Origin of the sequence: Pseudonocardia cypriaca (assembly GCF_006717045.1) — a bacterium.
Lineage (GTDB): Bacteria > Actinomycetota > Actinomycetes > Mycobacteriales > Pseudonocardiaceae > Pseudonocardia > Pseudonocardia cypriaca.
Genome location: NZ_VFPH01000003.1, coordinates 208,302 through 229,753, shown reverse-complemented (window position 1 = coordinate 229,753; position 21,452 = coordinate 208,302). Strand labels below are relative to the sequence as shown.

Annotated in this window: 32 protein-coding genes; 29 read left to right on the top strand and 3 right to left on the bottom strand. The window is 70.2% G+C overall.

All coding sequences use genetic code 11. The features are described 5' to 3' along the window. Positions 1–3 precede the first annotated feature (3 nt). The 26 genes from rplC to FB388_RS32920 all read left to right on the top strand — a co-directional run bounded on the left by rplC (position 4) and on the right by FB388_RS32920 (position 15,463). Entirely contained in the window at positions 4–657 is a 654-nt protein-coding gene (gene rplC, locus FB388_RS33045) for a 50S ribosomal protein L3 (protein ID WP_142106630.1), read from the top strand. Then, positions 654–1,571 carry a 50S ribosomal protein L4, sunset domain variant gene (rplD, locus tag FB388_RS33040; RefSeq protein WP_142106629.1) on the top strand — a complete coding sequence of 306 codons (918 nt, stop codon included), beginning with the start codon at positions 654–656 and terminating at the stop codon, positions 1,569–1,571. Before rplC ends, rplD begins: the two co-directional genes overlap by 4 nt. After that, positions 1,568–1,867, top strand: coding sequence for a 50S ribosomal protein L23 (gene rplW, locus FB388_RS33035; protein WP_142106628.1), 300 nt, complete (start codon positions 1,568–1,570; stop codon positions 1,865–1,867). The genes rplD and rplW overlap by 4 nt, the downstream gene beginning before the upstream one ends. Before the next feature lie 16 nt (positions 1,868–1,883). Then, entirely contained in the window at positions 1,884–2,717 is an 834-nt protein-coding gene (gene rplB, locus FB388_RS33030) for a 50S ribosomal protein L2 (RefSeq protein WP_142106627.1), read from the top strand. Between the two features lie 15 nt (positions 2,718–2,732). Then, positions 2,733–3,014 carry a 30S ribosomal protein S19 gene (gene rpsS, locus FB388_RS33025; protein WP_013677461.1) on the top strand — a complete coding sequence of 94 codons (282 nt, stop codon included), beginning with the start codon at positions 2,733–2,735 and terminating at the stop codon, positions 3,012–3,014. Between the two features lie 28 nt (positions 3,015–3,042). Beyond that, entirely contained in the window at positions 3,043–3,459 is a 417-nt protein-coding gene (gene rplV / locus FB388_RS33020) for a 50S ribosomal protein L22 (protein WP_142106626.1), read from the top strand. After that, the gene (rpsC, locus tag FB388_RS33015; protein ID WP_142106625.1) at positions 3,459–4,277 is read left to right on the top strand and encodes a 30S ribosomal protein S3; all 819 of its coding nucleotides are present in this window, start codon (positions 3,459–3,461) and stop codon (positions 4,275–4,277) included. Before rplV ends, rpsC begins: the two co-directional genes overlap by 1 nt. Positions 4,278–4,280: 3 nt before the next feature. Beyond that, positions 4,281–4,700 (top strand): 50S ribosomal protein L16, encoded by a 420-nt coding sequence (gene rplP, locus FB388_RS33010; protein WP_075952029.1) that lies wholly within the window; start codon positions 4,281–4,283, stop codon positions 4,698–4,700. Then, on the top strand, positions 4,700–4,945 hold the full coding sequence (gene rpmC, locus FB388_RS33005) for a 50S ribosomal protein L29 (RefSeq protein WP_142106624.1): 246 nt from the start codon (positions 4,700–4,702) through the stop codon (positions 4,943–4,945). Before rplP ends, rpmC begins: the two co-directional genes overlap by 1 nt. Beyond that, a complete protein-coding gene (rpsQ, locus tag FB388_RS33000) occupies positions 4,942–5,217 on the top strand; it encodes a 30S ribosomal protein S17 (protein ID WP_142106623.1) in 276 nt (91 codons plus the stop codon). The genes rpmC and rpsQ overlap by 4 nt, the downstream gene beginning before the upstream one ends. Then, positions 5,214–5,582 carry a 50S ribosomal protein L14 gene (rplN, locus tag FB388_RS32995; protein WP_142106622.1) on the top strand — a complete coding sequence of 123 codons (369 nt, stop codon included), beginning with the start codon at positions 5,214–5,216 and terminating at the stop codon, positions 5,580–5,582. Before rpsQ ends, rplN begins: the two co-directional genes overlap by 4 nt. A gap of 1 nt (position 5,583) precedes the next feature. Next, a complete protein-coding gene (rplX, locus tag FB388_RS32990) occupies positions 5,584–5,898 on the top strand; it encodes a 50S ribosomal protein L24 (RefSeq protein WP_142106621.1) in 315 nt (104 codons plus the stop codon). Beyond that, entirely contained in the window at positions 5,898–6,461 is a 564-nt protein-coding gene (rplE, locus tag FB388_RS32985; RefSeq protein WP_142106620.1) for a 50S ribosomal protein L5, read from the top strand. Before rplX ends, rplE begins: the two co-directional genes overlap by 1 nt. Before the next feature lies 1 nt (position 6,462). Then, on the top strand, positions 6,463–6,648 hold the full coding sequence (locus FB388_RS32980) for a type Z 30S ribosomal protein S14 (protein WP_142106619.1): 186 nt from the start codon (positions 6,463–6,465) through the stop codon (positions 6,646–6,648). Between the two features lie 57 nt (positions 6,649–6,705). After that, positions 6,706–7,104, top strand: a complete 399-nt coding sequence (gene rpsH, locus FB388_RS32975; protein ID WP_142106618.1) for a 30S ribosomal protein S8 — start codon at positions 6,706–6,708, stop codon at positions 7,102–7,104. A 13-nt stretch (positions 7,105–7,117) separates the two neighbouring features. After that, entirely contained in the window at positions 7,118–7,657 is a 540-nt protein-coding gene (gene rplF / locus FB388_RS32970; protein ID WP_142106617.1) for a 50S ribosomal protein L6, read from the top strand. Positions 7,658–7,659: 2 nt separating this feature from the next. After that, positions 7,660–8,064: a 50S ribosomal protein L18 gene (gene rplR / locus FB388_RS32965; protein ID WP_142106616.1), complete on the top strand. Its 405-nt coding sequence runs from the start codon at positions 7,660–7,662 to the stop codon at positions 8,062–8,064. A gap of 31 nt (positions 8,065–8,095) precedes the next feature. Then, positions 8,096–8,725 (top strand): 30S ribosomal protein S5, encoded by a 630-nt coding sequence (rpsE, locus tag FB388_RS32960; protein WP_142106615.1) that lies wholly within the window; start codon positions 8,096–8,098, stop codon positions 8,723–8,725. Further along, positions 8,725–8,928, top strand: coding sequence for a 50S ribosomal protein L30 (gene rpmD, locus FB388_RS32955; protein ID WP_142106614.1), 204 nt, complete (start codon positions 8,725–8,727; stop codon positions 8,926–8,928). The genes rpsE and rpmD overlap by 1 nt, the downstream gene beginning before the upstream one ends. Further along, complete coding sequence (gene rplO / locus FB388_RS32950) at positions 8,928–9,374, top strand: 50S ribosomal protein L15 (RefSeq protein WP_142106613.1); 447 nt, start codon at positions 8,928–8,930, stop codon at positions 9,372–9,374. Before rpmD ends, rplO begins: the two co-directional genes overlap by 1 nt. A gap of 190 nt (positions 9,375–9,564) precedes the next feature. Beyond that, complete coding sequence (gene secY, locus FB388_RS32945) at positions 9,565–10,872, top strand: preprotein translocase subunit SecY (RefSeq protein WP_142106612.1); 1,308 nt, start codon at positions 9,565–9,567, stop codon at positions 10,870–10,872. A gap of 55 nt (positions 10,873–10,927) precedes the next feature. Further along, the gene (locus FB388_RS32940; RefSeq protein WP_142106611.1) at positions 10,928–11,482 is read left to right on the top strand and encodes an adenylate kinase; all 555 of its coding nucleotides are present in this window, start codon (positions 10,928–10,930) and stop codon (positions 11,480–11,482) included. Between the two features lie 26 nt (positions 11,483–11,508). After that, positions 11,509–12,300, top strand: a complete 792-nt coding sequence (gene map / locus FB388_RS32935; RefSeq protein WP_142106610.1) for a type I methionyl aminopeptidase — start codon at positions 11,509–11,511, stop codon at positions 12,298–12,300. A gap of 375 nt (positions 12,301–12,675) precedes the next feature. Continuing rightward, complete coding sequence (locus FB388_RS32930) at positions 12,676–13,743, top strand: Re/Si-specific NAD(P)(+) transhydrogenase subunit alpha (protein ID WP_342787951.1); 1,068 nt, start codon at positions 12,676–12,678, stop codon at positions 13,741–13,743. Beyond that, positions 13,743–14,081, top strand: a complete 339-nt coding sequence (locus FB388_RS32925) for an NAD(P) transhydrogenase subunit alpha part 2 (RefSeq protein ID WP_142106608.1) — start codon at positions 13,743–13,745, stop codon at positions 14,079–14,081. Before FB388_RS32930 ends, FB388_RS32925 begins: the two co-directional genes overlap by 1 nt. Further along, a complete protein-coding gene (locus FB388_RS32920) occupies positions 14,081–15,463 on the top strand; it encodes an NAD(P)(+) transhydrogenase (Re/Si-specific) subunit beta (RefSeq protein ID WP_142106607.1) in 1,383 nt (460 codons plus the stop codon). Before FB388_RS32925 ends, FB388_RS32920 begins: the two co-directional genes overlap by 1 nt. A gap of 54 nt (positions 15,464–15,517) precedes the next feature. Here FB388_RS32920 and FB388_RS32915 read toward each other — a convergent pair whose 3' ends face one another. Continuing rightward, complete coding sequence (locus tag FB388_RS32915) at positions 15,518–15,709, bottom strand: YbdD/YjiX family protein (protein WP_142106606.1); 192 nt, start codon at positions 15,707–15,709, stop codon at positions 15,518–15,520. Then, the gene (locus FB388_RS32910) at positions 15,706–17,856 is read right to left on the bottom strand and encodes a carbon starvation CstA family protein (RefSeq protein WP_281290513.1); all 2,151 of its coding nucleotides are present in this window, start codon (positions 17,854–17,856) and stop codon (positions 15,706–15,708) included. The genes FB388_RS32915 and FB388_RS32910 overlap by 4 nt, the downstream gene beginning before the upstream one ends. A 186-nt stretch (positions 17,857–18,042) precedes the next feature. Between FB388_RS32910 and FB388_RS32905 the strand changes: the two genes are divergently transcribed. Genes FB388_RS32905 through FB388_RS32895 form a run of 3 tightly spaced genes read left to right on the top strand, consistent with a single transcriptional unit; the run spans position 18,043 to position 20,350 of the window. Beyond that, a complete protein-coding gene (locus tag FB388_RS32905) occupies positions 18,043–19,518 on the top strand; it encodes a sodium:solute symporter family protein (RefSeq protein ID WP_142106605.1) in 1,476 nt (491 codons plus the stop codon). Further along, positions 19,515–20,066, top strand: a complete 552-nt coding sequence (locus FB388_RS32900) for an RNA polymerase sigma factor (protein WP_142106604.1) — start codon at positions 19,515–19,517, stop codon at positions 20,064–20,066. The genes FB388_RS32905 and FB388_RS32900 overlap by 4 nt, the downstream gene beginning before the upstream one ends. Beyond that, on the top strand, positions 20,063–20,350 hold the full coding sequence (locus tag FB388_RS32895; RefSeq protein WP_142106603.1) for a hypothetical protein: 288 nt from the start codon (positions 20,063–20,065) through the stop codon (positions 20,348–20,350). The genes FB388_RS32900 and FB388_RS32895 overlap by 4 nt, the downstream gene beginning before the upstream one ends. A 24-nt stretch (positions 20,351–20,374) precedes the next feature. On the opposite strand, the gene FB388_RS32890 is transcribed toward FB388_RS32895, so the two are convergent. Continuing rightward, positions 20,375–21,394, bottom strand: coding sequence for a saccharopine dehydrogenase family protein (locus FB388_RS32890; RefSeq protein ID WP_142106602.1), 1,020 nt, complete (start codon positions 21,392–21,394; stop codon positions 20,375–20,377). Between the last annotated feature and the right edge of the window lie 58 nt (positions 21,395–21,452).

The window sequence follows — 21,452 nt, the reverse complement described above, 5'->3', positions numbered from 1 at the left end:
CCGATGACCGAACGAAAGATCACCGGGATCCTGGGCACGAAGCTCGGGATGACCCAGGTCTTCGACGAGAACAACCGGGTGGTCCCGGTCACCGTGGTCCAGGCGGGCCCGAACGTGGTGACGCAGGTCCGCACGCCGGAGACCGATGGCTACAAGGCGGTGCAGCTCGCCTACGGCGCGATCGACCCGCGCAAGGTGAACAAGCCGCGCACCGGCCACTTCACCAAGGCGGGCACCACGCCGCGTCGCCACGTCGTCGAGCTGCGCACGGCCGACGCGGGTGAGTACACGGTCGGGCAGGAGATCACCGCAGAGGTGTTCGACGCCGGCGCCGTCGTGGACGTGGTGGGCACCAGCAAGGGCAAGGGCACCGCGGGTGTCATGAAGCGCCACGGCTTCAAGGGCCTCGGCAACAGCCACGGCACCCAGCGCAAGCACCGCTCGCCGGGCTCCATCGGCGGCTGCGCCACCCCGGGCCGGGTCTTCAAGGGCCTGCGGATGGCCGGCCGGATGGGCCACGCGCGCACCACCACGCAGAACCTCACGGTGCACCGCGTCGACTCCGACAACGGACTGCTGCTGATCAAGGGCGCCGTTCCCGGGCCCCGCGGCGGCCTCCTCCTCGTCAAGACGGCCGCGAAGGGTGGTGTCAAGTGAGCTCCGTCGACGTCCTCTCCCCCGAGGGCAAGAAGGGCGGCACCGTCGAGCTGCCCGACCACGTCTTCGACGTCACGGCCAACGTGCCGCTGATGCACCAGGTCGTGGTGGCCCAGCTGGCGGCCGCCCGCCAGGGCACCCACGACACGAAGACCCGTGGCGAGGTGCGCGGTGGCGGCAAGAAGCCGTACCGCCAGAAGGGCACCGGCCGCGCCCGCCAGGGTTCGACCCGCGCCCCGCAGTTCGCAGGCGGCGGTGTGGTCCACGGCCCGACGCCGCGGGACTACACGCAGAAGACCCCGAAGAAGATGAAGGCCGCCGCTCTGCGCGGTGCGCTGTCGGACCGGGCCCGCGCCGGGCTGGTCCACGTCGTCTCCTCGGTGGTCACGGGCGACACCCCGTCCACGAAGTCCGCGCGCAAGGCGATCGAGACCGTCGCGGGCGATGCGACGCGCGTGCTGGTGGTGCTCGGTCGCGACGACGAGACCAGCTGGCTGTCGCTGCGGAACCTGCCGACGGTGCACCTGATCGCGCCCGACCAGCTCAACACGTACGACGTGCTGGTCAACGACGCCGTGGTGTTCACCCAGGAGGCGCTCGACGCCTTCCTCGCCGGCCCGGTCGCCACGCCGAAGGCGGCGGTCGCCAGGGCCATCGCGCGGGAGAGCGAGGCCGCGTCGCTCGAGAAGGGCGCCGAGGCCGGGCCGTACGGGCCGCAGAGCCACGCTCCGCTGGCCGACGGCTCGCAGCCGGAGGGCTTCCCGGTGAAGGGCAACGCCGACTCGATGCTCTACCACGTGCCGGGCAGCTCGTTCTACGCCCGCACGGAGGCCGAGGTCTGGTTCGCCTCCGCCGAGGCGGCCGAGGCGGCAGGGTTCTCCGCCCCGTCGCAGCGCAAGGAGGCAGACAAGTGATCCCCGATCCGCGGGACATCCTGCTCGCGCCGGTGGTGTCGGAGAAGAGCTACGGGCTGCTCGAGGAGCGCCAGTACACCTTCGTCGTCGCCCCGGACGCGAACAAGACCGAGATCAAGATCGCCGTGGAGAAGGTGTTCGGGGTCAAGGTGCTCAGCGTCAACACGCTGAACCGCCCGGGCAAGCGCAAGCGCACCCGCACCGGCTACGGCAAGCGCAAGGACACCAAGCGCGCCATCGTCACGCTCTCCGAGGAGAGCCGGACGATCGACGTGTTCGGCGGCCGGGCGAGCTGAGGGGCTGACGACACATATGGGCATCCGCAAGTACAAGCCGACGACCCCGGGTCGTCGTGGGTCGAGCGTCTCGGACTTCGCCGAGATCACGCGCTCGACGCCCGAGAAGTCGCTGATCCGCCCGCTGCACAGCAAGGGCGGCCGCAACGTGCACGGGCGGGTCACCACCCGGCACCAGGGCGGCGGCCACAAGCGCGCCTACCGCCTGATCGACTTCCGACGCAACGACAAGGACGGCATCCCGGCCAAGGTCGCTCACATCGAGTACGACCCGAACCGCACCAGCCGCATCGCACTGCTGCACTACGCCGACGGCGAGAAGCGCTACATCATCGCGCCGGCGAAGCTCAAGCAGGGCGACACGGTGGAGGCCGGTCCGCGCGCCGACATCAAGGTCGGCAACAACCTGCCGCTGCGCAACATCCCCACCGGCACCGTGGTGCACGCGATCGAGCTCCGCCCCGGTGGCGGCGCGAAGATCGCCCGTTCCGCGGGCTCCAGCGTCCAGCTGGTCGCCAAGGACGGTCCGTACGCGCAGCTGCGCATGCCGTCCGGGGAGATCCGCAACGTCGACGTGCGCTGCCGCGCCACTGTCGGCGAGGTCGGCAACTCCGAGCACTCCAACATCAACTGGGGCAAGGCGGGCCGCATGCGGTGGAAGGGCAAGCGCCCGACCGTCCGCGGTGTCGCGATGAACCCGGTCGACCACCCCCACGGTGGTGGTGAGGGCAAGACCTCCGGTGGTCGCCACCCGGTCAACCCCGCGGGCAAGCCCGAGGGCCGCACCCGCCGCACCAAGCCGTCCGACAAGATGATCGTCCGCCGGCGTCGCACCGGCAAGAAGCGCTGAGCAGGGAGGTAAGAGATGCCGCGCAGCCTGAAGAAGGGCCCGTTCGTGGACGACCACCTGCTCAAGAAGGTGGACGCCCTCAACGAGTCGGGCAAGAAGACGGTGATCAGGACCTGGTCCCGTAGGTCAACCATCATCCCGGACATGATCGGCCACACGATCGCGGTGCACGACGGCCGCAAGCACGTGCCGGTCTTCGTCTCCGACGCGATGGTGGGGCACAAGCTCGGGGAGTTCGCGCCCACGCGCACCTTCCGGGGCCACATCAAGGACGACCGCAAGGCGCGCAGGCGCTGAGCGGGCTGACGGAGACAGAGGAGTAGACGTGGCTGAGACCACCGAGACCCCTGCCGCCGCGCCCGCACGGGCGCGCGCGGTGGCGCGGTACGTGCACATGTCGCCCACCAAGGTGCGGCGGGTCGTGGCGCTGATCAAGGACCGCCCGGTCCAGGAGGCACTCGACATCCTGCGGTTCTCGCCGCAGGCAGCGGCCCAGCCGCTGTTCAAGGTCGTGGCGAGCGCCGCGGCCAACGCCGAGAACAACCTCGACCTGGACCCCGACACCCTCGTGGTGGCGGCGGCCTTTGCCGACGAGGGCCCGACGCTCAAGCGCATCCGGCCGCGGGCCCAGGGCCGCGCCTACCGGATCCGCAAGCGCACGAGCCACATCACCGTCGAGGTCGAGTCCCAGCCGGCGAAGTCCGGCCGGGGCGCCCGCGGTGCGAAGGGGAGGACCCGCTGATGGGTCAGAAGATCAACCCGCACGGGTTCCGGCTCGGCATCACCACCGACTGGAAGTCGCGCTGGTATGCCGACAAGCAGTACGCCGAGTACGTCAAGGAGGACGTCGAGATCCGCCGCATGCTCTCCAAGGGCATGGAGCGGGCCGGCATCTCCAAGGTCGAGATCGAGCGCACCCGGGACCGCGTGCGGGTGGACATCCACACCGCGCGCCCGGGCATCGTGATCGGCCGGCGTGGCGCCGAGGCCGACCGCATCCGCGGCCAGCTCGAGAAGCTGACCAAGAAGCAGGTCCAGCTCAACATCCTCGAGGTCAAGAACTCGGAGTCGGACGCGCAGCTCGTGGCCCAGGCGGTCGCCGAGCAGCTGTCCAACCGCGTGGCCTTCCGCCGTGCGATGCGCAAGGGCATCCAGTCCGCCATGCGAAGCCCGCAGGTGAAGGGCATCCGGATCCAGTGCTCCGGCCGCCTCGGTGGCGCGGAGATGTCGCGTTCGGAGTTCTACCGCGAGGGTCGCGTGCCGCTGCACACGCTGCGCGCCGACATCGACTACGGCCTGTTCGAGGCCCGCACCACGTTCGGCCGCATCGGCGTCAAGGTGTGGATCTACAAGGGTGACGTCGTCGGTGGCCGTCGTGAGGGCGTCGCCGCAGCGGCGGCCGCCCCGGAGCGTCCGCGCCGCGACCGTCCGCAGCGCCGCCGCTCGGGTGCGTCGGGCACCACCGGCACGAGCACCGAGGCCGGGCGCGCCGCAGCCGAGCAGTCGTCGGGTGGCGGCACCGCCACCGCCACCGTCGAGAACGAGCAGGGTGGGAGCTGACCCATGCTGATCCCACGCAAGGTCAAGCACCGCAAGCAGCACCGTCCGCACCGCACCGGCATGGCCACCGGCGGCACGCGGGTGACCTTCGGCGACTACGGCATCCAGGCGCTCGAGCCTGCCTACATCACCAACCGGCAGATCGAGTCCGCGCGTATCGCCATCAACCGGCACATCCGTCGTGGCGGCAAGGTCTGGATCAACGTGTTCCCGGACCGCCCGCTCACCAAGAAGCCCGCCGAGACCCGCATGGGTTCCGGTAAGGGTTCGCCGGAGAAGTGGGTCGCCAACATCAAGCCCGGCCGGGTCGTGTTCGAGATGAGCTACCCGAACGAGCAGACCGCTCGCGAGGCGCTGCGTCGCGCGATCCACAAGCTGCCCATGAAGTGCCGGATCGTTACCCGTGAAGGTGGTGACATCTGATGGCCGCAGGCACGACCACCGCTGCCGAGCTGCGTGAGCTCTCCGACGAGGAGCTCGTGCTGCGCGTGCGGGAGGCCAAGGAGGAGCTGTTCAACCTCCGCTTCCAGATGGCCACCGGGCAGCTGGACAACAACCGGCGGCTGCGTACCGTCCGGCACGACATCGCGCGGATCTACACGATCATGCGCGAGCGCGAGCTGGGCCTCTCGGCCGCCCCCGATGAAAGCGACGAGGGCGCGGCATGAGTGAGCAGCAGACTCAGAAGACCCGCGGGGAGCGCAAGGTCCGTGAGGGCCTGGTCGTGTCCGACAAGATGGACAAGACCATCGTGGTCGAGCTCGAGGACCGCGTGAAGCACCCGCTGTACGCGAAGGTCATCCGCCGGACGAGCAAGGTCAAGGCGCACGACGAGGCCAACACGGCCGGCATCGGCGACCGCGTCCGGTTGATGGAGACCCGCCCGCTGTCCGCCACGAAGCGCTGGCGGCTGGTGGAGATCCTGGAGAAGGCGAAGTGATCCAGCAGGAGTCGCGGCTGCGCGTCGCCGACAACACCGGTGCCAAGGAGATCCTGTGCATCCGGGTGCTGGGCGGCTCGGGCCGGCGCTACGCAGGAATCGGCGACACGATCGTCGCCACGGTGAAGGACGCCATCCCCGGCGCCGGCGTGAAGCGCGGTGACGTGGTCAAGGCCGTCATCGTTCGCACCGTCAAGGAGCGCAGGCGGCCCGACGGGTCCTACATCCGGTTCGACGAGAACGCCGCCGTGCTCATCAAGCAGGACGGCGAGCCGCGGGGGACCCGCATCTTCGGCCCGGTCGGGCGCGAGCTGCGCGACAAGCGGTTCATGAAGATCATCTCCCTCGCTCCGGAGGTGCTCTGACATGAAGATCAAGAAGGGCGACACCGTGCTGGTGATCGCCGGCAAGGACAAGGGCGCGAAGGGCAAGGTCATCCAGGCCTACCCGGACAAGCAGCGCGTGCTGGTCGAGGGCGTGAACCGGATCAAAAAGCACACCCGGATCACCCAGAACCAGCGTGGCGCGCAGTCCGGCGGGATCATCACCACGGAGGCCGCCATCCACGTCTCGAACGTGATGCTGGTCGACGGTGACGGCAAGCCCAGCCGGGTCGGCAAGAAGACCACCGACGAGGGCAAGCGCGTCCGGATCTCCCGGCGTTCCGGGAAGGAGATCTGATGACGACGGCTGAGCGCGTGGCGCCGCGGTTGAAGCAGCGCTACCTCGACGAGATCAAGGGCGAGCTGCGGGAGCAGTTCTCCTACGCCAACGTCATGCAGATCCCCGGCGTCGTGAAGGTCGTCGTCAACATGGGTGTCGGCGACGCCGCCCGCGACGCGAAGCTGATCGACGGCGCGGTCCGCGACCTGGCCACCATCACCGGTCAGAAGCCGCAGATCCGCCGGGCCACCAAGTCCATCGCGCAGTTCAAGCTGCGCGAGGGCATGCCGATCGGCGCGAAGGTCACCCTCCGCGGCGACCGGATGTGGGAGTTCCTCGACCGCCTGCTGACGATCGCGCTCCCGCGTATCCGCGACTTCCGTGGCCTCTCGGGCACGCAGTTCGACGGGCGGGGCAACTACACGTTCGGGCTCACGGAGCAGTCGATGTTCCACGAGATCGACCCGGACTCGATCGACCGGCCGCGTGGCATGGACATCACGGTCGTCACCACGGCCACGACCGACGAGGAAGGCCGCGCGCTCCTGCGCAAGCTCGGCTTCCCTTTCAAGGAGGCATGAGATGGCCAAGAAGGCCCTCATCATCAAGGCCGCGGCGAAGCCGAAGTTCAAGGTGCGCGGGTACACCCGCTGCCAGAAGTGCGGCCGGCCGCGCGCCGTTCTCCGCAAGTTCGGCCTCTGCCGCATCTGCGTCCGGGACATGGCACACGCGGGCGAGCTGCCCGGCGTGAACAAGTCCTCCTGGTAATCCTGTTCGCCGAAGGCCCCGCGAGGGGAACCACGGCGGGAAAGTGACTCTCGATCCATGACGATGACCGATCCCATCGCAGACATGCTCACGCGTCTGCGTAATGCCAACTCGGCGTACCACGACCGCGTGGTCATGCCGCACTCGAAGCTCAAGGTCTCGATCGCGGAGATCCTCCAGAAGGAGGGTTACATCGCCTCCCACCACGTGGAGGACGCCGAGGTCGGCAAGAACCTGGTCATCGAGCTGAAGTACGGGCGCAACCGGGAGCGCAGCATCGCCGGTCTCCGGCGCGTGTCGAAGCCCGGCCTGCGCGTGTACGCGAAGAACACCAACCTGCCCCGGGTCCTCGGCGGCCTCGGCGTCGCGATCATCTCGACGTCGAGCGGTCTGCAGACCGACCAGCAGGCCAAGAAGAACGGCGTGGGCGGGGAAGTCCTCGCCTACGTCTGGTGAGGGGGTAGGAGACATGTCCCGTATCGGGAAGCTGCCCGTCACCGTGCCATCCGGGGTGGACGTCACCATCGACGGCCGCACGGTGACCGTGAAGGGCCCCAAGGGCACCCTGTCGCACACCGTCGTCGAGCCGATCACGGTCGAGCGCGGCGACGACGGCGCCATCCTCGTGAAGCGCCCTGACGACGAGCGTCGTAGCAAGGCCTACCACGGTCTCACCCGCTCGCTGGTCAACAACCTGGTGGTCGGCGTCACGTCGGGCTACGAGAAGAAGCTCGAGATCGTCGGCGTCGGTTACCGCGTGGCGCTGAAGGGCTCCAACCTGGAGTTCGCGCTCGGCTTCAGCCACCCCGTCGTGGTCGAGCCGCCGGAGGGCATCACCTTCACGGTGGAGACGCCCACCCGGTTCTCCGTCAGCGGCATCGACAAGCAGCTGGTCGGCGAGACCGCAGCCAACATCCGCAAGATCCGCAAGCCCGAGCCGTACAAGGGCAAGGGTGTGCGGTACGCGGGCGAGAACGTCCGCCGCAAGGTCGGGAAGACGGGTAAGTGACCATGGCTGACACGATTTCCGCGAACGCCCGGAAGCGCACCGCTTCCCAGGTGTCGGCGAAGCGGCGCACCGCGATCGGCCGCCGGCACGCCCGACTCCGCAAGAGGGTCGTCGGCAGTGCCGAGCGTCCGCGCCTCGCCGTCAAGCGCAGCTCGCGGCACATCCTCGTGCAGGTGATCGACGACGTCGCCGGCCACACGCTGGCGTCGGCGTCCTCGCTCGAGGCCGACGTCCGCGCCCTCGACGGCGACAAGAAGGCCCGCGCGGCGAAGGTCGGCGAGCTCGTCGCCGCCCGCGCCAAGGAGGCAGGCGTCTCCGCTGTGGTGTTCGACCGGGGTGGCAACGACTACCACGGCCGGATCGCCGCGCTGGCGGATGCCGCCCGTGAGGGCGGGCTGGAGTTCTGATGTACACGACGAAGATGGAAGGGAACGTCTGATGCCGGGACGCGCACGGCGTGACGGCGGGGGCCCTGGGGGCGGCGACAACCGCGACCGCCGGGACCGCCGGGACGGAGGCCGTGGCGGGGCGGCCCAGGACAAGACCCCGTACATCGAGCGCCTGGTCACGATCAACCGCGTGGCCAAGGTGGTCAAGGGTGGTCGGCGCTTCAGCTTCACCGCCCTGATGATCGTGGGTGACGGCGACGGCATGGTCGGCGTCGGCTACGGCAAGGCCAAGGAAGTGCCGGCCGCGATCGCCAAGGGCGTCGAGGAGGCGAAGAAGAACTTCTTCCGCGTCCCGCGCATCGGCGGCACGATCGTGCACCGCGTGCAGGGCGAGGCGGCCGCTGGTGTCGTCATGCTCCGCCCGGCCAGCCCCGGTACCGGCGTCATCGCCGGTGGCCCGGTGCGTGCCGTGCTGGAGTGCGCCGGCATCCACGACGTCCTCTCGAAGTCGCTCGGCAGCGACAACGCGATCAACATCGTGCACGCCACGGTGGCCGCGCTGAAGGCGATCCAGCGTCCGGAGGAGGTGGCGGCCCGTCGCGGCCTGCCGCTCGAGGACGTCGCCCCGGCCGAGATGCTGCGGGCCCGTGCGGCCGCCGCGCAGGGTGCGAGGTCGTGATGGCCGAGACGACCGGCGCGACGAAGCTCGCGATCACCCAGGTTCGTAGCAGCATCGGCTGCAAGCAGAACCAGCGCGCCACGCTGCTGTCGCTGGGCCTGCGCAAGATCCGCCAGCGGGTCGAGCGGGACGACACCCCGCAGATCCGCGGCATGATCCACACCGTCCGTCACCTGGTGACGGTCGAGGAGGTCGGCTCCTGATGACCACCATCAAGATCCACCACCTTCGCCCCGCCCCGGGTGCCAAGACCGAGAAGACCCGGGTCGGACGCGGTGAGGGCAGCAAGGGCAAGACGGCGGGCCGCGGTACCAAGGGCACCAAGGCACGCAAGACCGTCTCGCCCGCCTTCGAGGGTGGCCAGATGCCGCTGCACATGCGGCTGCCGAAGCTCAAGGGCTTCAAGAACCGGTTCCGCGTCGAGTACCAGGTGGTGAACGTGGGCGACCTCGCCCAGCTGTTCCCCGAGGGTGGCAACGTCGGCCCCGACGAGCTCGTCGCGGCCGGCGCGGTGCGGCGCAACCAGCCCGTCAAGGTCCTCGGCAACGGCGACCTGGACGGCGTCACGCTGACTGTCAGCGCGCACGCGTTCTCCGGCAGTGCCCGTGACAAGATCACGGCCGCAGGCGGGACCGCGACCGAACTCTGAGAGTTCACGTCCGTACGGTGCGGACCGGGGCGCATCCGCCCCGGTCCGTGCCGTACGGGTGGAGCGGCCGCTGTTAGAGTCGTTCCTGCCCGGGCTCGTCGAAGTCCAGCGGGAACCCGGCGCACGTCGCATTCCCTCGCGACGCACAGGCCCGCCGTGGAGCGGCCACCCAGTACAGGAGGATCACCGAGTGCTCAGGGCTTTTCGGTCGGCACTGACCACGCCGGACCTGCGGAAGAAGATCCTCTTCACGCTGGGGATCATCGCGGTGTACCGCCTCGGGTGCTCGATCCCGTCGCCCGGGGTGTCGTACCCGAACATCCAGGAATGCCTCGAGCAGGTCCAGGAAAGCGACAACGCGAGCATCTACTCGCTGATCAACCTGTTCTCCGGCGGGGCGCTGCTGCAGCTGTCGATCTTCGCGCTCGGCATCATGCCGTACATCACCGCGAGCATCATCGTCCAGCTGCTCACGGTGGTCATCCCGCGCTTCGAGCAGCTCAAGAAGGAAGGGCAGTCGGGTCAGAACAAGCTGACCCAGTACACCCGCTACCTCACGATCGCGCTCGCCGTCCTGCAGGCCACCGGCATCGTCGCGCTCGCCGACCGCGGGCAGCTGTTCACCAACTGCTCCCTCCCCGTGATCCCCGAGTCCAACGTCTTCACGCTCACGGTCATCGTGATCGTGATGACGGCCGGCACCGCGGTCATCATGTGGCTGGGCGAGCAGGTCACCGAGCGCGGCATCGGCAACGGCATGTCGCTGCTGATCTTCACCTCGATCGCGGCCCGGATCCCCGGCGAGGGCGCCAACATCCTGCAGAGCGGCGGCCTCGTGTTCGCCGGTGTCTGCTTCTTCGGCCTGGCGATCATCGCGAGCGTGGTGTTCGTCGAGCAGGGCCAGCGCCGCATCCCGGTGCAGTACGCCAAGCGGATGGTCGGGCGCCGCATGTACGGCGGCACCTCCACGTACCTGCCGCTGAAGGTCAACCAGGCCGGTGTCATCCCGGTCATCTTCGGTTCGTCGCTGCTGTACCTGCCGGACCTGATCTCCCGGCTGGCCGGCACCACCGGCGGCGGGTTCCAGCAGTTCGTGCAGACCTACCTGGTCGACCAGTCGAACTGGGTGCACATCACGCTCTACATCGCGTTGATCATCTTCTTCACGTACTTCTACGTCGGCATCACGTTCAACCCCGAGGAACGGGCCGACGAGATGAAGAAGTTCGGCGGGTTCATCCCCGGCATCCGCCCGGGCCGGCCGACCGCGGAGTACCTGCAGTTCGTCCTCTCCCGCATCACGCTGCCCGGATCGCTGTACCTCGGCATCATCGCCGTGCTGCCGAACTTCTTCCTCGGCATCACCGGCTCGGGACAGAACCAGAACTTCCCCTTCGGGGGCACGGCTGTGCTGATCATGGTCGGAGTGGGCCTCGACACCGTCAAGCAGATCGAGAGCCAGCTCATGCAGCGCAAGTACGACGGTTTCTTGCGTTAACGTCCAGCAGTCGGTCGGGTTGGTTCGTCGTCGAGTTTCAGGAGGTCGGTGTCGCGTGCGTCTTCTTCTGGTCGGTCCACCAGGCGCGGGCAAGGGCACCCAGGCGGTGCGTCTCGCGGAACGTCTGGACGTGCCGCACATCTCGAGCGGCGACCTGTTCCGCGCCAACCTCCAGCCCGGCGCCGAGACGCCGATCGGGCTCGAGGCCAAGCGGTACATCGACGCCGGTGAGCTCGTCCCGGACAGCGTCACCATCGCGATGATGCGGGAGCGCCTCGCCGAGGACGACGCGGCCAAGGGCTTCGTCCTCGACGGCTTCCCGCGCAACCTGAGCCAGGCGTTCTCGCTCGAGCGGCTGCTGGCCGAGCGCGGCGAGGACATCGACACGGTCGTCGAGTTCCGGGTGCCCGAGGACGAGCTGGTGCGTCGGCTGCTCGGCCGGGGCCGCACCGACGACACCGAGGACGTCATCCGTCGCCGCCAGCAGGTCTACCGGGACGAGACCGCCCCGCTGCTGGAGCACTACCGCGACAGGCTCGTCACGGTCGACGCCGTCGGTGCGGTCGAGGAGATCACCGACCGGGTGTCCGACGCGCTGCGGAACCGATGAGTTCGGGGCGCGGTGGAGTCCGCGGCATGATCGCGCGCTGGCGGGGCCGGGACATCGAGCTGAAGACCCCCGGTGAGCTGGACGCGATGCGCGCCGCGGGTTCTCTCGTCGCCCGCACTCTCGCAGCGGTCGTCGAGGCGGCGAAGGCCGGGGTGAGCACCGGGGAGCTGGACGCCCTCGCCGAGCAGACCATCAGGGACGGTGGTGGCGTTCCGTCGTTCCTCGGTTACCACGGCTACCCGGCGTCGATCTGCGCATCGGTGAACGAGCAGATCGTGCACGGCATCCCGGCGGCCACCCAGATCCTCGCCGACGGCGACCTGATCTCCGTCGACTGCGGCGCGATCCTCGACGGCTGGCACGGCGACGCCGCGGTGACCATCCCGATCGGCGCGGTCTCGCCCGCCGACCTCGCCCTGTCGGCCGCGTGCGAGGAAGCACTGCACGCCGGCATCGCCGCCGTGCGCCCCGGCGGCCGGCTCACCGACATCTCGCACGCCGTGCAGGTGGCCGCCGAGGCCGCCGGAGAGCGCGACGGCGTGCAGTACGGCATCGTCGCCGAGTACGGCGGGCACGGCATCGGCACCTCGATGCACATGGACCCGTTCCTGCCCAACTACGGCGACCCCGGCCAGGGCCCGCGGCTCGTCCCCGGCATGGCCCTCGCGGTGGAGCCCATGCTCACCGCGGGCGACCCGGAGACCCGCGAGCTGGAGGACGGCTGGACCGTCGTCACGGCCGACGGCAGCCGGGCGGTGCACTGGGAGCACAGCGTCGCCATCACGGACGACGGCCCGAGGATCCTGACCCTCCCCTGACGTTCAGGCCTCCTGGCGGCGCCGCGCGCTCCCCCCCGGCCGATCACCACCACTTCACACACCCAGTGGCCACTTCACACAGGGCCGGCCTTGTGCGAAGTCCGTACTGGGTGTGTGAAGTCGCCTGCCGGCGAAGCGGCCCCGCACGATGCGCGGCGCCACTGAAGGCCTGGTGGGAGGTGGCCTGGACAATGCGAACCGCCACCTGTGTCGGCTCCCAGAGCCGCTAGCCGATCTTCGAAGCAGGACACACAGGGCGCGAAGTGCGCGTTCGGGCCGCGCACGTCACACTCGTCCCCTGATCGGGCGTGCCGTGGGCTAGGCTCCGGTCTTGTGAATACAGAATCCACAGTACCGCGACGGACCACCGTCGGGGTGCCGCGCGAGACTGCCGCCGGGGAGCGCCGTGTCGCCCTGGTGCCCAAGGTCATCGAGAAGCTCCGGTCGCGGGGTGTGGAGGTCGTGGTCGAGGCCGGGGCCGGGCTCGGCGCGCTGATCCCCGACGAGCTGTTCACGCAGGCGGGCGCCACCATCGGTGATCCGTGGCCGTGTGACGTCGTGGCGAAGGTCAACCCACCGACGGCCGAGGAGATCGGGAAGCTGCGCGAGGGCAGCACGTTGATCGGGTTCCTCGCGCCGCTGACCTCGCCGGAGACGGTCGAGAGCCTGGCCAAGGCGGACGTGCAGGCGTTCGCGATGGAGGCGATCCCGCGCATCTCCCGGGCCCAGTCGATGGACGCGCTGTCGTCGCAGGCGAACGTCGCCGGCTACAAGGCCGTGCTGCTCGCCGCGGAGCACAGCACCCGCTTCTTCCCGATGCTCACCACGGCAGCCGGCACGGTGAAGCCGGCCACCGCGCTCGTGCTCGGCGTCGGCGTGGCGGGGCTGCAGGCCCTGGCCACCGCGAAGCGGCTGGGCGCCCGCACCACCGGCTACGACGTGCGTCCTGAGGTGGCCGACCAGGTGCGTTCCCTCGGGGCGCAGTGGCTCGACCTCGGGATCGAGGCCGCGGGGGAGGGCGGCTACGCCCGCGAGCTCACGGCCGAGGAGCGGGCCGAGCAGCAGAAGCGCCTCGAGGAGGCGATCACCGGCTTCGACGTCGTCATCACCACGGCGAACGTGCCCGGTCGCACGGCGCCCACGCTGGTCACCGCCGCGGCCGTGAAGGGCATGCGCCCCGGCAGCGTGGTCGTGGACCTGGCGGGGGAGAGCGGCGGCAACTGCGAGCTCACCGAGCCGGGGAAGGTGGTCGTCAAGCACGACGTGACGATCGCGTCCCCGCTGAACCTGCCGGCCACGATGCCCGAGCACGCGTCGGAGCTGTACGCCCGCAACGTCTCGGCGCTGCTCGAACTGATGCTGGTCGACGCCGGCGCCGTCGCGCCGAACTGGGAAGACGAGGTGCTCGCGAAGTCCTGCGTCACCCGAGGGAGGAACGACTGATGGAGACCGGGTTGCTCGCCAACCTCGCGATCCTCGTGCTCGCCGGTTTCGTCGGCTTCGCGGTGATCTCGAAGGTGCCCAACACGCTGCACACGCCGCTGATGTCGGGCACCAACGCGATCCACGGCATCGTGCTGCTCGGCGGCCTGATCGTGCTCGGGCACCTGGAGAACCCGTCGGTGGTCGACGCGATCCTCCTGGTCGTCGCCATCGCGTTCGGCATGATCAACGTGATCGGTGGCTTCCTCGTGACCGACCGGATGCTCGGCATGTTCAAGGCCAAGCCGCAGGCCCCGGCCGCGGAGAAGATCGCGTCGAACGGGAAGGGCGACTCCTGATGGACGCTCTCGTCGCGATCCTCTACATCATCGCGTTCTCGCTCTTCATCTACGGCCTGATGGGCCTCACCGGTCCGAAGACCGCGGTGCGCGGCAACTGGATCGCCGCCGCCGGCATGGCACTCGCCGTGGTGGCCACGCTCCTGCAGGTCCAGCACAACTGGCTGCTGATCGTCATCGGCCTCGTCGTCGGCACGGCGCTCGGCGTGCCGTCCGCCCGGCAGGTCAAGATGACGGCGATGCCGCAGATGGTGGCGCTGTTCAACGGCGTCGGCGGCGGGGCGGTGGCGCTCATCGCGTGGTCGGAGTTCCGCACCACGGACGGCTTCCTCGCCGAGCCCGGCCACGTGATCGTGGCGTCGATGTTCGCGGCGATCGTCGGGTCGATCTCCTTCTGGGGCTCCCTGATCGCCTTCGGCAAGCTGCAGGAGATCCTCCCGGGGCGGCCCATCGGGCTGGGCAAGGCGCAGCAGTTCGTCAACGGCCTCCTGCTGCTCGGCGCGGTCGTCTGCGCCGTCGTGGCCGGTGTGGGCGGGGCACCGCAGATCTGGATCGTCGCCCTGCTGGTGCTGGCCGCCGTGCTCGGTGTGCTGGTGGTGCTGCCGATCGGCGGCGCCGACATGCCGGTGGTGATCTCGCTGCTCAACGCCCTCACCGGGCTATCGGCCGCGGCCGCGGGCCTCGCGCTGGACAACACCGCGATGATCGTCGCCGGCATGATCGTCGGGGCGTCCGGCTCGATCCTGACCAACCTGATGGCCAAGGCGATGAACCGGTCGATCCCGGCGATCGTCGCGGGCGGGTTCGGTGGCACCACCACGCTGCCCGGGGCCGACGACGGTGTGGAGCGCACCGTGAAGTCCACGTCCGCGGCCGACGCGGCGATCCAGATGGCGTACGCGTCGCAGGTGATCGTCGTGCCCGGCTACGGGATGGCGGTCGCACAGGCGCAGCACGCCGTGAAGGAGATGGCCGACCTCCTCGAGGCCAAGGGCATCGAGGTCAAGTACGCCATCCATCCCGTGGCGGGCCGGATGCCGGGGCACATGAACGTGCTGCTCGCCGAGGCCGACGTCTCCTACGACGCGCTCAAGGAGATGGACGAGATCAACGGCGAGTTCACCCGCACCGACGTCACGCTGGTGATCGGGGCGAACGACGTCACCAACCCGGCGGCACGCAAGGACGCCAGCTCACCCATCTACGGGATGCCGATCCTCAACGTCGACGAGAGCCACTCGGTGATCGTGCTCAAGCGCTCGATGAGCAGCGGCTTCGCGGGCATCGACAACCCGCTGTTCTACGCCGACAACACCTCGATGCTCTTCGGTGACGCGAAGAAGAGCGTCAGCGAGGTGACCGAGGAGCTGAAGGCCCTCTGACCGGAAGTCGTGAGCGGTAACGCGGGCCATGGCCCGCGTTACCGCTCACGAGGCTCAGCAGCAGCGGCTGCCGGGCTTCGGGTCCTGCCCGTCGATCCGGCGGCGCTCGAACTCCCGCCTGGACAGCGGCGGCGTGCCCGGGTGCTCCTGCTCGTGCCGCTCGAGGTAGCGGTCGTACTGGGTCTCGCCGGTGAGCTCGGCGAGGTACCAGCGCACGCCCTGCCACGCCCTCGCGAGGGTGGTCATCCCCGGTCCCCGGCCGTGGCGAGCGCCCGCTTCTCCTCAGCGGTGGGGATGAACCCGGACGGTGCCACGATGTGCGACGGCACCGCGGGCACCTCCGTGCTCGGCAGCGTCTCGGACGAGGTGAGCGCCCGGTACCAGACGAACATCGCGTTCACGATCACGATGATGATCAGCACCGCGAACAGCACGGACAGGACGCCGTCGACCGTGGAGTTCAGCACGACGGTGTTCATCTGGCCGATGTCCTTCGCGGGTGCCAGCACCTGCCCCTGCTCCAGCGCCGCCGCGTAGCGGTCGCGCTGGGCGAAGAAGCCGAGCGACGGAACGGGCGAGAACACCTTCTGCCAGCTCGCCGTGAGCGTGACCGCGGCGTCCCACGCGAGCGGCACGAGCGTGACCCATGCGTACTTCGCGCGGCCCGTCTTGATCAGGATCGTCGTGGCGACCGTGAGCGCGACGGCTGCCAGCAGCTGGTTGGCGATGCCGAACAGCGGGAAGAGCTGGTTGATGCCGCCCAGCGGGTCGGTGACGCCCGCGTAGAGGAAGTAGCCCCACGCCAGCACGACGACCGCGCTGGTGATCCACAGGCCCGGCTTCCAGTTCACGTTCGAGAACGGCTTGTAGACGTTGCCGAGGGTGTCCTGCAGCATGTAGCGCCCGACGCGGGTGCCCGCGTCCACCGTGGTGAGGATGAACAGCGCCTCGAACATGATCGCGAAGTGGTACCAGAACGCCTTGAGGGCGTCGCCGCCGAAGGCGCCGGAGAAGATCTCCGACATGCCGACGGCGAGGGTGGGCGCACCGCCGGTACGGGCGACGAGGGTGCTCTCCTGCACCGCGGCGGCGGCGCCTGCGAGCGCCTCCGGCGTGATCGTGAAGCCGAGCCTGTTGACGGCCTCCGACGCGGACTCGACCGTGGTGCCCAGCACTCCGGCGGGCGCGTTCATCGCGAAGTAGAGCCCGGGGTCCAGGATGCAGGCCGCGATCAGGGCCATGATCGCGACGAAGGACTCCATGAGCATCGCGCCGTAGCCGATGAGCCGGACCTGCGACTCCTTCTGGATCAGCTTCGGCGTGGTGCCCGACGAGACGAGCGAGTGGAAGCCGGAGAGCGCACCGCACGCGATCGTGATGAACACGAACGGGAACAGCGACCCGGCGAACACCGGCCCGGTGCCGGTGAAGGCGAAGTCCGTGAACGCCGCGGTCTGCAGCGTCGGCGCCGTGAAGATCACGCCGATCGCGAGCAGCACGATCGTGCCGATCTTCATGAAGGTCGAGAGGTAGTCGCGCGGGGCGAGCAGCATCCACACCGGCAGCACGGAGGCCGCGAAGCCGTAGATGACCAGGCAGATCACCAGAGTGCGCGGGTCGAGCGTGAAGGCGTCGGCCCAGCTCGAGTTCTGCACCCAGCCGCCCGCGACGATCGCGAGCAGCAGCAGCGCAACGCCGATGACGCTCGTCTCCACGACGCGGCCGGGCCGGATGTTGCGCATGTAGAAGCCCATGAACAGCGCGATGGGGATCGTCATCGCGATGGAGAACGTGCCCCACGGCGAGTGCGAGAGGGCGTTCACGACGACGAGCGCGAGCACCGCCAGCAGGATGATCATGATGGCGAACACGGCGATGAGGGCGGCGACGCCGCCGACCACGCCGATCTCGTCGCGCGCCATCTGGCCCAGGCTGCGGCCGTCGCGGCGCATCGAGAAGAACAGCACGACCATGTCCTGCACGGCGCCGGCGAAGATGACGCCGACGATGATCCAGATCGTGCCGGGCAGGTACCCCATCTGCGCGGCCAGCACCGGGCCGACGAGCGGGCCTGCGCCCGCGATCGCCGCGAAGTGGTGACCGAAGAGCACCCGGCGGTCCATCGGTTGGAAGTCGGTGCCGTTGTCCAGGCGCTCGCCCGGTGTGGCGCGGCTGTCGTCGGCCTTCAGCACACGGCGGACGATGAACCGCGCGTAGAAGCGGTAGGCGATCGCGTACGAGCCGAGCGCGGCCGCGACCAGCCAGATCGCGGAGACGTTCTCCCCGCGGGATATGGCCAGCACGCCCCACGCCACGGCGCCGATGATCGCGACGACGGACCAGATCAGCACCGAGCGCGGGTTCATCCGCTGCCGTGCCTCGGTGAGCGTCATGCGGTGCCTCCCGGGAAGAGCCGGGATCCCAGCCTCTGCAACATCACATCTCCTCGCCATCCACGGCGCCGTCGCCGCGGTCCGAGCAGTAGTTGCGGATATTGTGCATCCGGTTGACAGCCGGCGCCGCACTTTCTGAAAGCGGGCATGGACACGGGCCGACCAGCCTGCTGAAGTGGTTGGGCCATGGACGAACCGCTGGCCACCTTCGCGTTCATCGCCGTTCTCGGCGTGACGTCGATGCTGGCGTTCTCCGCCCGCTGGTTCCACCGCCGTGACGTGCTGCCCCACCTCGAGGGGTGGGCGCTGGGCGACCGGGGGTTCGGCACCGGGGTCACCTGGTTCCTGCTCGGCGGATCGATCTTCACCGCCTACACGTTCGCCGCCGTGCCCGGCCTCGCGTACGGCACGGGCGCGCTCGGGTTCTTCCCGCTCACCTACACCGTGATCCTCTGCCCGGTCCTGTTCGTGCTGCTGCCCCGCCTGTGGTCGGCGGCGCGGGAGACCGGCGCCGTGACGGTGGCCGACTACGTGCGGGCCCGGTACGACTCGCCCGCGCTCATGCTGGTGGTCGCGCTCACCGGCGTGCTGGCGACGATGCCGTACATCGCGCTGCAGCTGATCGGGGTGCGCGCGGTGCTCGCCGCCGGTGGGCTGTACCCGGAGGGGCCGGCGGGCGACCTCGCCCTCACGGCCGTCTTCGCGGTGCTCGCGGGCGCCACGTTCCGCAGCGGGCTGCGGGTGCCCGCAGTGATCTCGCTGGTCAAGGGTGTGCTCATCTTCGGGGCGGCGTTCGGTGTGATGGCCGTGGTGCTCGGGCGCCTCGGCGGGTTCGGCGCCGTCTTCGACGGTGCCGACCGCGAGCTGCGCACCGGTGCGGGCGGCGGGCTGCTGCTCGATCCCGCGCAGCACCCCGCGTTCGCCACCCTCGCGCTGGGCTCCGCGCTCGCCCTCCCGATGTACCCGCACGTGCTCACCGCGGCCTTCGCCGCCGACAGCCCCAACACCCTGCGCCGCAGCATCGTCGCGATGCCCGCCTGGACGTTCGTGCTCGGCCTCTTCGGACTGCTCGGCGTGGCCGCCCTGGCCGCGGGGGTCGTCGCACCGGTCGGCAACGCGGAGGTCGCCGTCCCGTTGCTGGTACGGGAGCTCCTGCCCGAGCTGGCGAGCGGGGCCGTGTTCGGGGCGCTCGCCGTGGGCGCGCTGGTGCCGGCTGCTGTGATGTCGGTGGCGGTGGGCGCGCTCTTCACCCGCAACGTCTACGCCGAGTTCTTCCTGCCGCACGCCACGCCCAAGCACGAGGTGCGGGTGGCGAGCTGGGTGTCGCTGCTGGCGAAGGTGGCGGCGCTGGCGTTCGTGTTCGGCCTGCGCGAGCAGGACGCGATCAACCTGCAGCTGCTCGGCGGCATCTGGATCCTGCAGACGTTCCCGGCCGTCGCGCTCGGGCTGTTCACCCGCTGGTGGCACCGTTCGGCGCTGCTCGCCGGATGGGCTGTGGGGATGGTCGTCGGCACGGTGCTGGCCGTGGCGGGCGGGTTCAGCTCGGTGGTGGCGATCGGGCCCGCGCTGCTCTACGTCGCCGTCGTCGCGCTGGCCACCAACCTCGCGGTGGCTGCGGTGCTCACGCCCGTGTTCGCCGGGCGGGCGGAGGTGGCGTCGTGAAGGAGACCACCGGCACGGCCGTGCGCGGCATCGCTGCGCGCACCGAGGCCGACACGGGCCGGGAGGCGGCCGTCGCCGAGCTCTTCGAGATCCACCACCTGCCGCTCGTGCGGCTGGCGGTGCTGCTGGGCGCCGACGACGCCGAGGACGTCGTCGCGGAGGCGTTCTACCAGCTCTACCGCCGGTGGCCGCGGCTGCGCTCACCGGAGGCGGCGGCCACCTACCTGCGTTCGGTCGTGGTGAACCTGACCCGGATGCGAATCCGGCACCTGCAGGTGGTGCGCAAGCACGCGGCGCGCTCCGGCGACGACCATGCGTACGTCGCCTCCGGTGAGGAGCGCGCCGTGCTCCGAGACGATCAGAAGGCGCTGGTGGACGCGGTGCGCGCGCTACCGGCCCGGCAGCGGGAGGCCTTGGTGTTACGGTTCTGGCTGGACCTGCGCGAGAGCGAGATCGCTGATGCGATGGGCATCACCGCGGGGTCGGTCAAGGTGCACGTCTCCCGCGGGATGGCGGCGCTGTCGCGGGTGCTCGAGGAGCGCAGATGACCACACCGGGCGCTGACGAGCGGCTGCGTGAGGCGTTGGGTGCCCTCGCCGCGGGTGTGCGGGCCGACCCGGACGCGTACCGGCGGGCCAGCTCCGGGTGGCGGCGGCGCTACCGCCGCAGGCGGCTCGTGCTCGCGATCCTCGCCGCCGTCGTGTTCGCCGCGGCCGACGCCGTCGGGCTCTGGGCGCTCAGCCAGGCCGACCCGAACACGCACGTGATCTTCTCCGACCCGGTGCCCCGGCCCGCCGTGCCGGAACAGGTGGACCGGATCGGCCAGCCCTGAGCGAGCGCCGCGGACCGCGGATCGTCAGCTGACCTCCCAGGTGACGCCGTGGGGCGCGAGGGCGTCGAGGAAGTCGAGGGCGTCGAACGCCTGGGCCGGTGTGCGCGCTCCGGCCGGGGCGCCGCCGGTCACCAGCCGGTAGACACCTTCGACGGCGATCACCGCGGTGAGGCCGTACGCGTCGGGGCCGGTCACCCAGCCCCTGGTCCGCCGTCCGGTGTCGTCGGCGGCCTCGACCAGCATCAGCCAGCGGGTGCTGCGCCGGGCCTCCTCGTCCAGCACCTCCGGAACCGAGTCGACCACGTCCGGCGTGAGCGAGCCGAACAGCTGCGCCACCTCGGTCCGGATGCCGCTGCGCACCCGCCCGGCCCGGACGTGCCGCGGCACGGTCACCACCCCGGGCAGGGCGAACGGGGTCAGCGCGACCTCGTCGTCCTCGCCGGGAACCGTGATCGCCGGAGCGTCGCCGGTCGCCGGTCGCCACCTGCCGCCGACGTACTCGAGCGGCCCGGCCGCGAAGACGGCCGCCATCGAGCGGGCCGTTCCGCGGGAAGCCGCCCCGGGCAGGCGTGCGTCGACGACGAGCACGTCGGCCACCCCCGGGAGCTCCCTTGCGACCAGGCCGGCGATCAGGTCGCCGGGCCCGCCGTCGTCGGCCATGGCCGGGACGACCGTCACGCCTGCCCGCTCCGCGTCGGGTCCGAAGGTGTCGAGGATCCGCTGGATGTAGCCCTGCTCGCCTGCGGTGTCGACGTAGTGGCAGCCGGCCGCGATCGCCGCCCGCACCACCGGCTCGCCCCATAGCTCGAACGGGCCGGCGGCGTTGACGACCGCGTCGCAGCCCGCGAAGGCATCGGCCAGCGCCGCGGGGTCGTCCAGACCCGCTACGCGGACCTCGGCGTCGGCCACCCCCGCGTCGACGGCCGCCTTGTGCAGCCGTTCCGCGTCGCGTCCCACGAGCACGGGGGAGATGCCCCGGCGCCCCAGCTCCGCCACCGCGAGCCCCCCGGTGAACCCCGTCGCGCCGTACACGGCGATCCTCATGTCGATTCCCTCCGTCGTCCGTCGGGTCGACGCTAGGAAGCCGGCGCCCGGCGCCCCA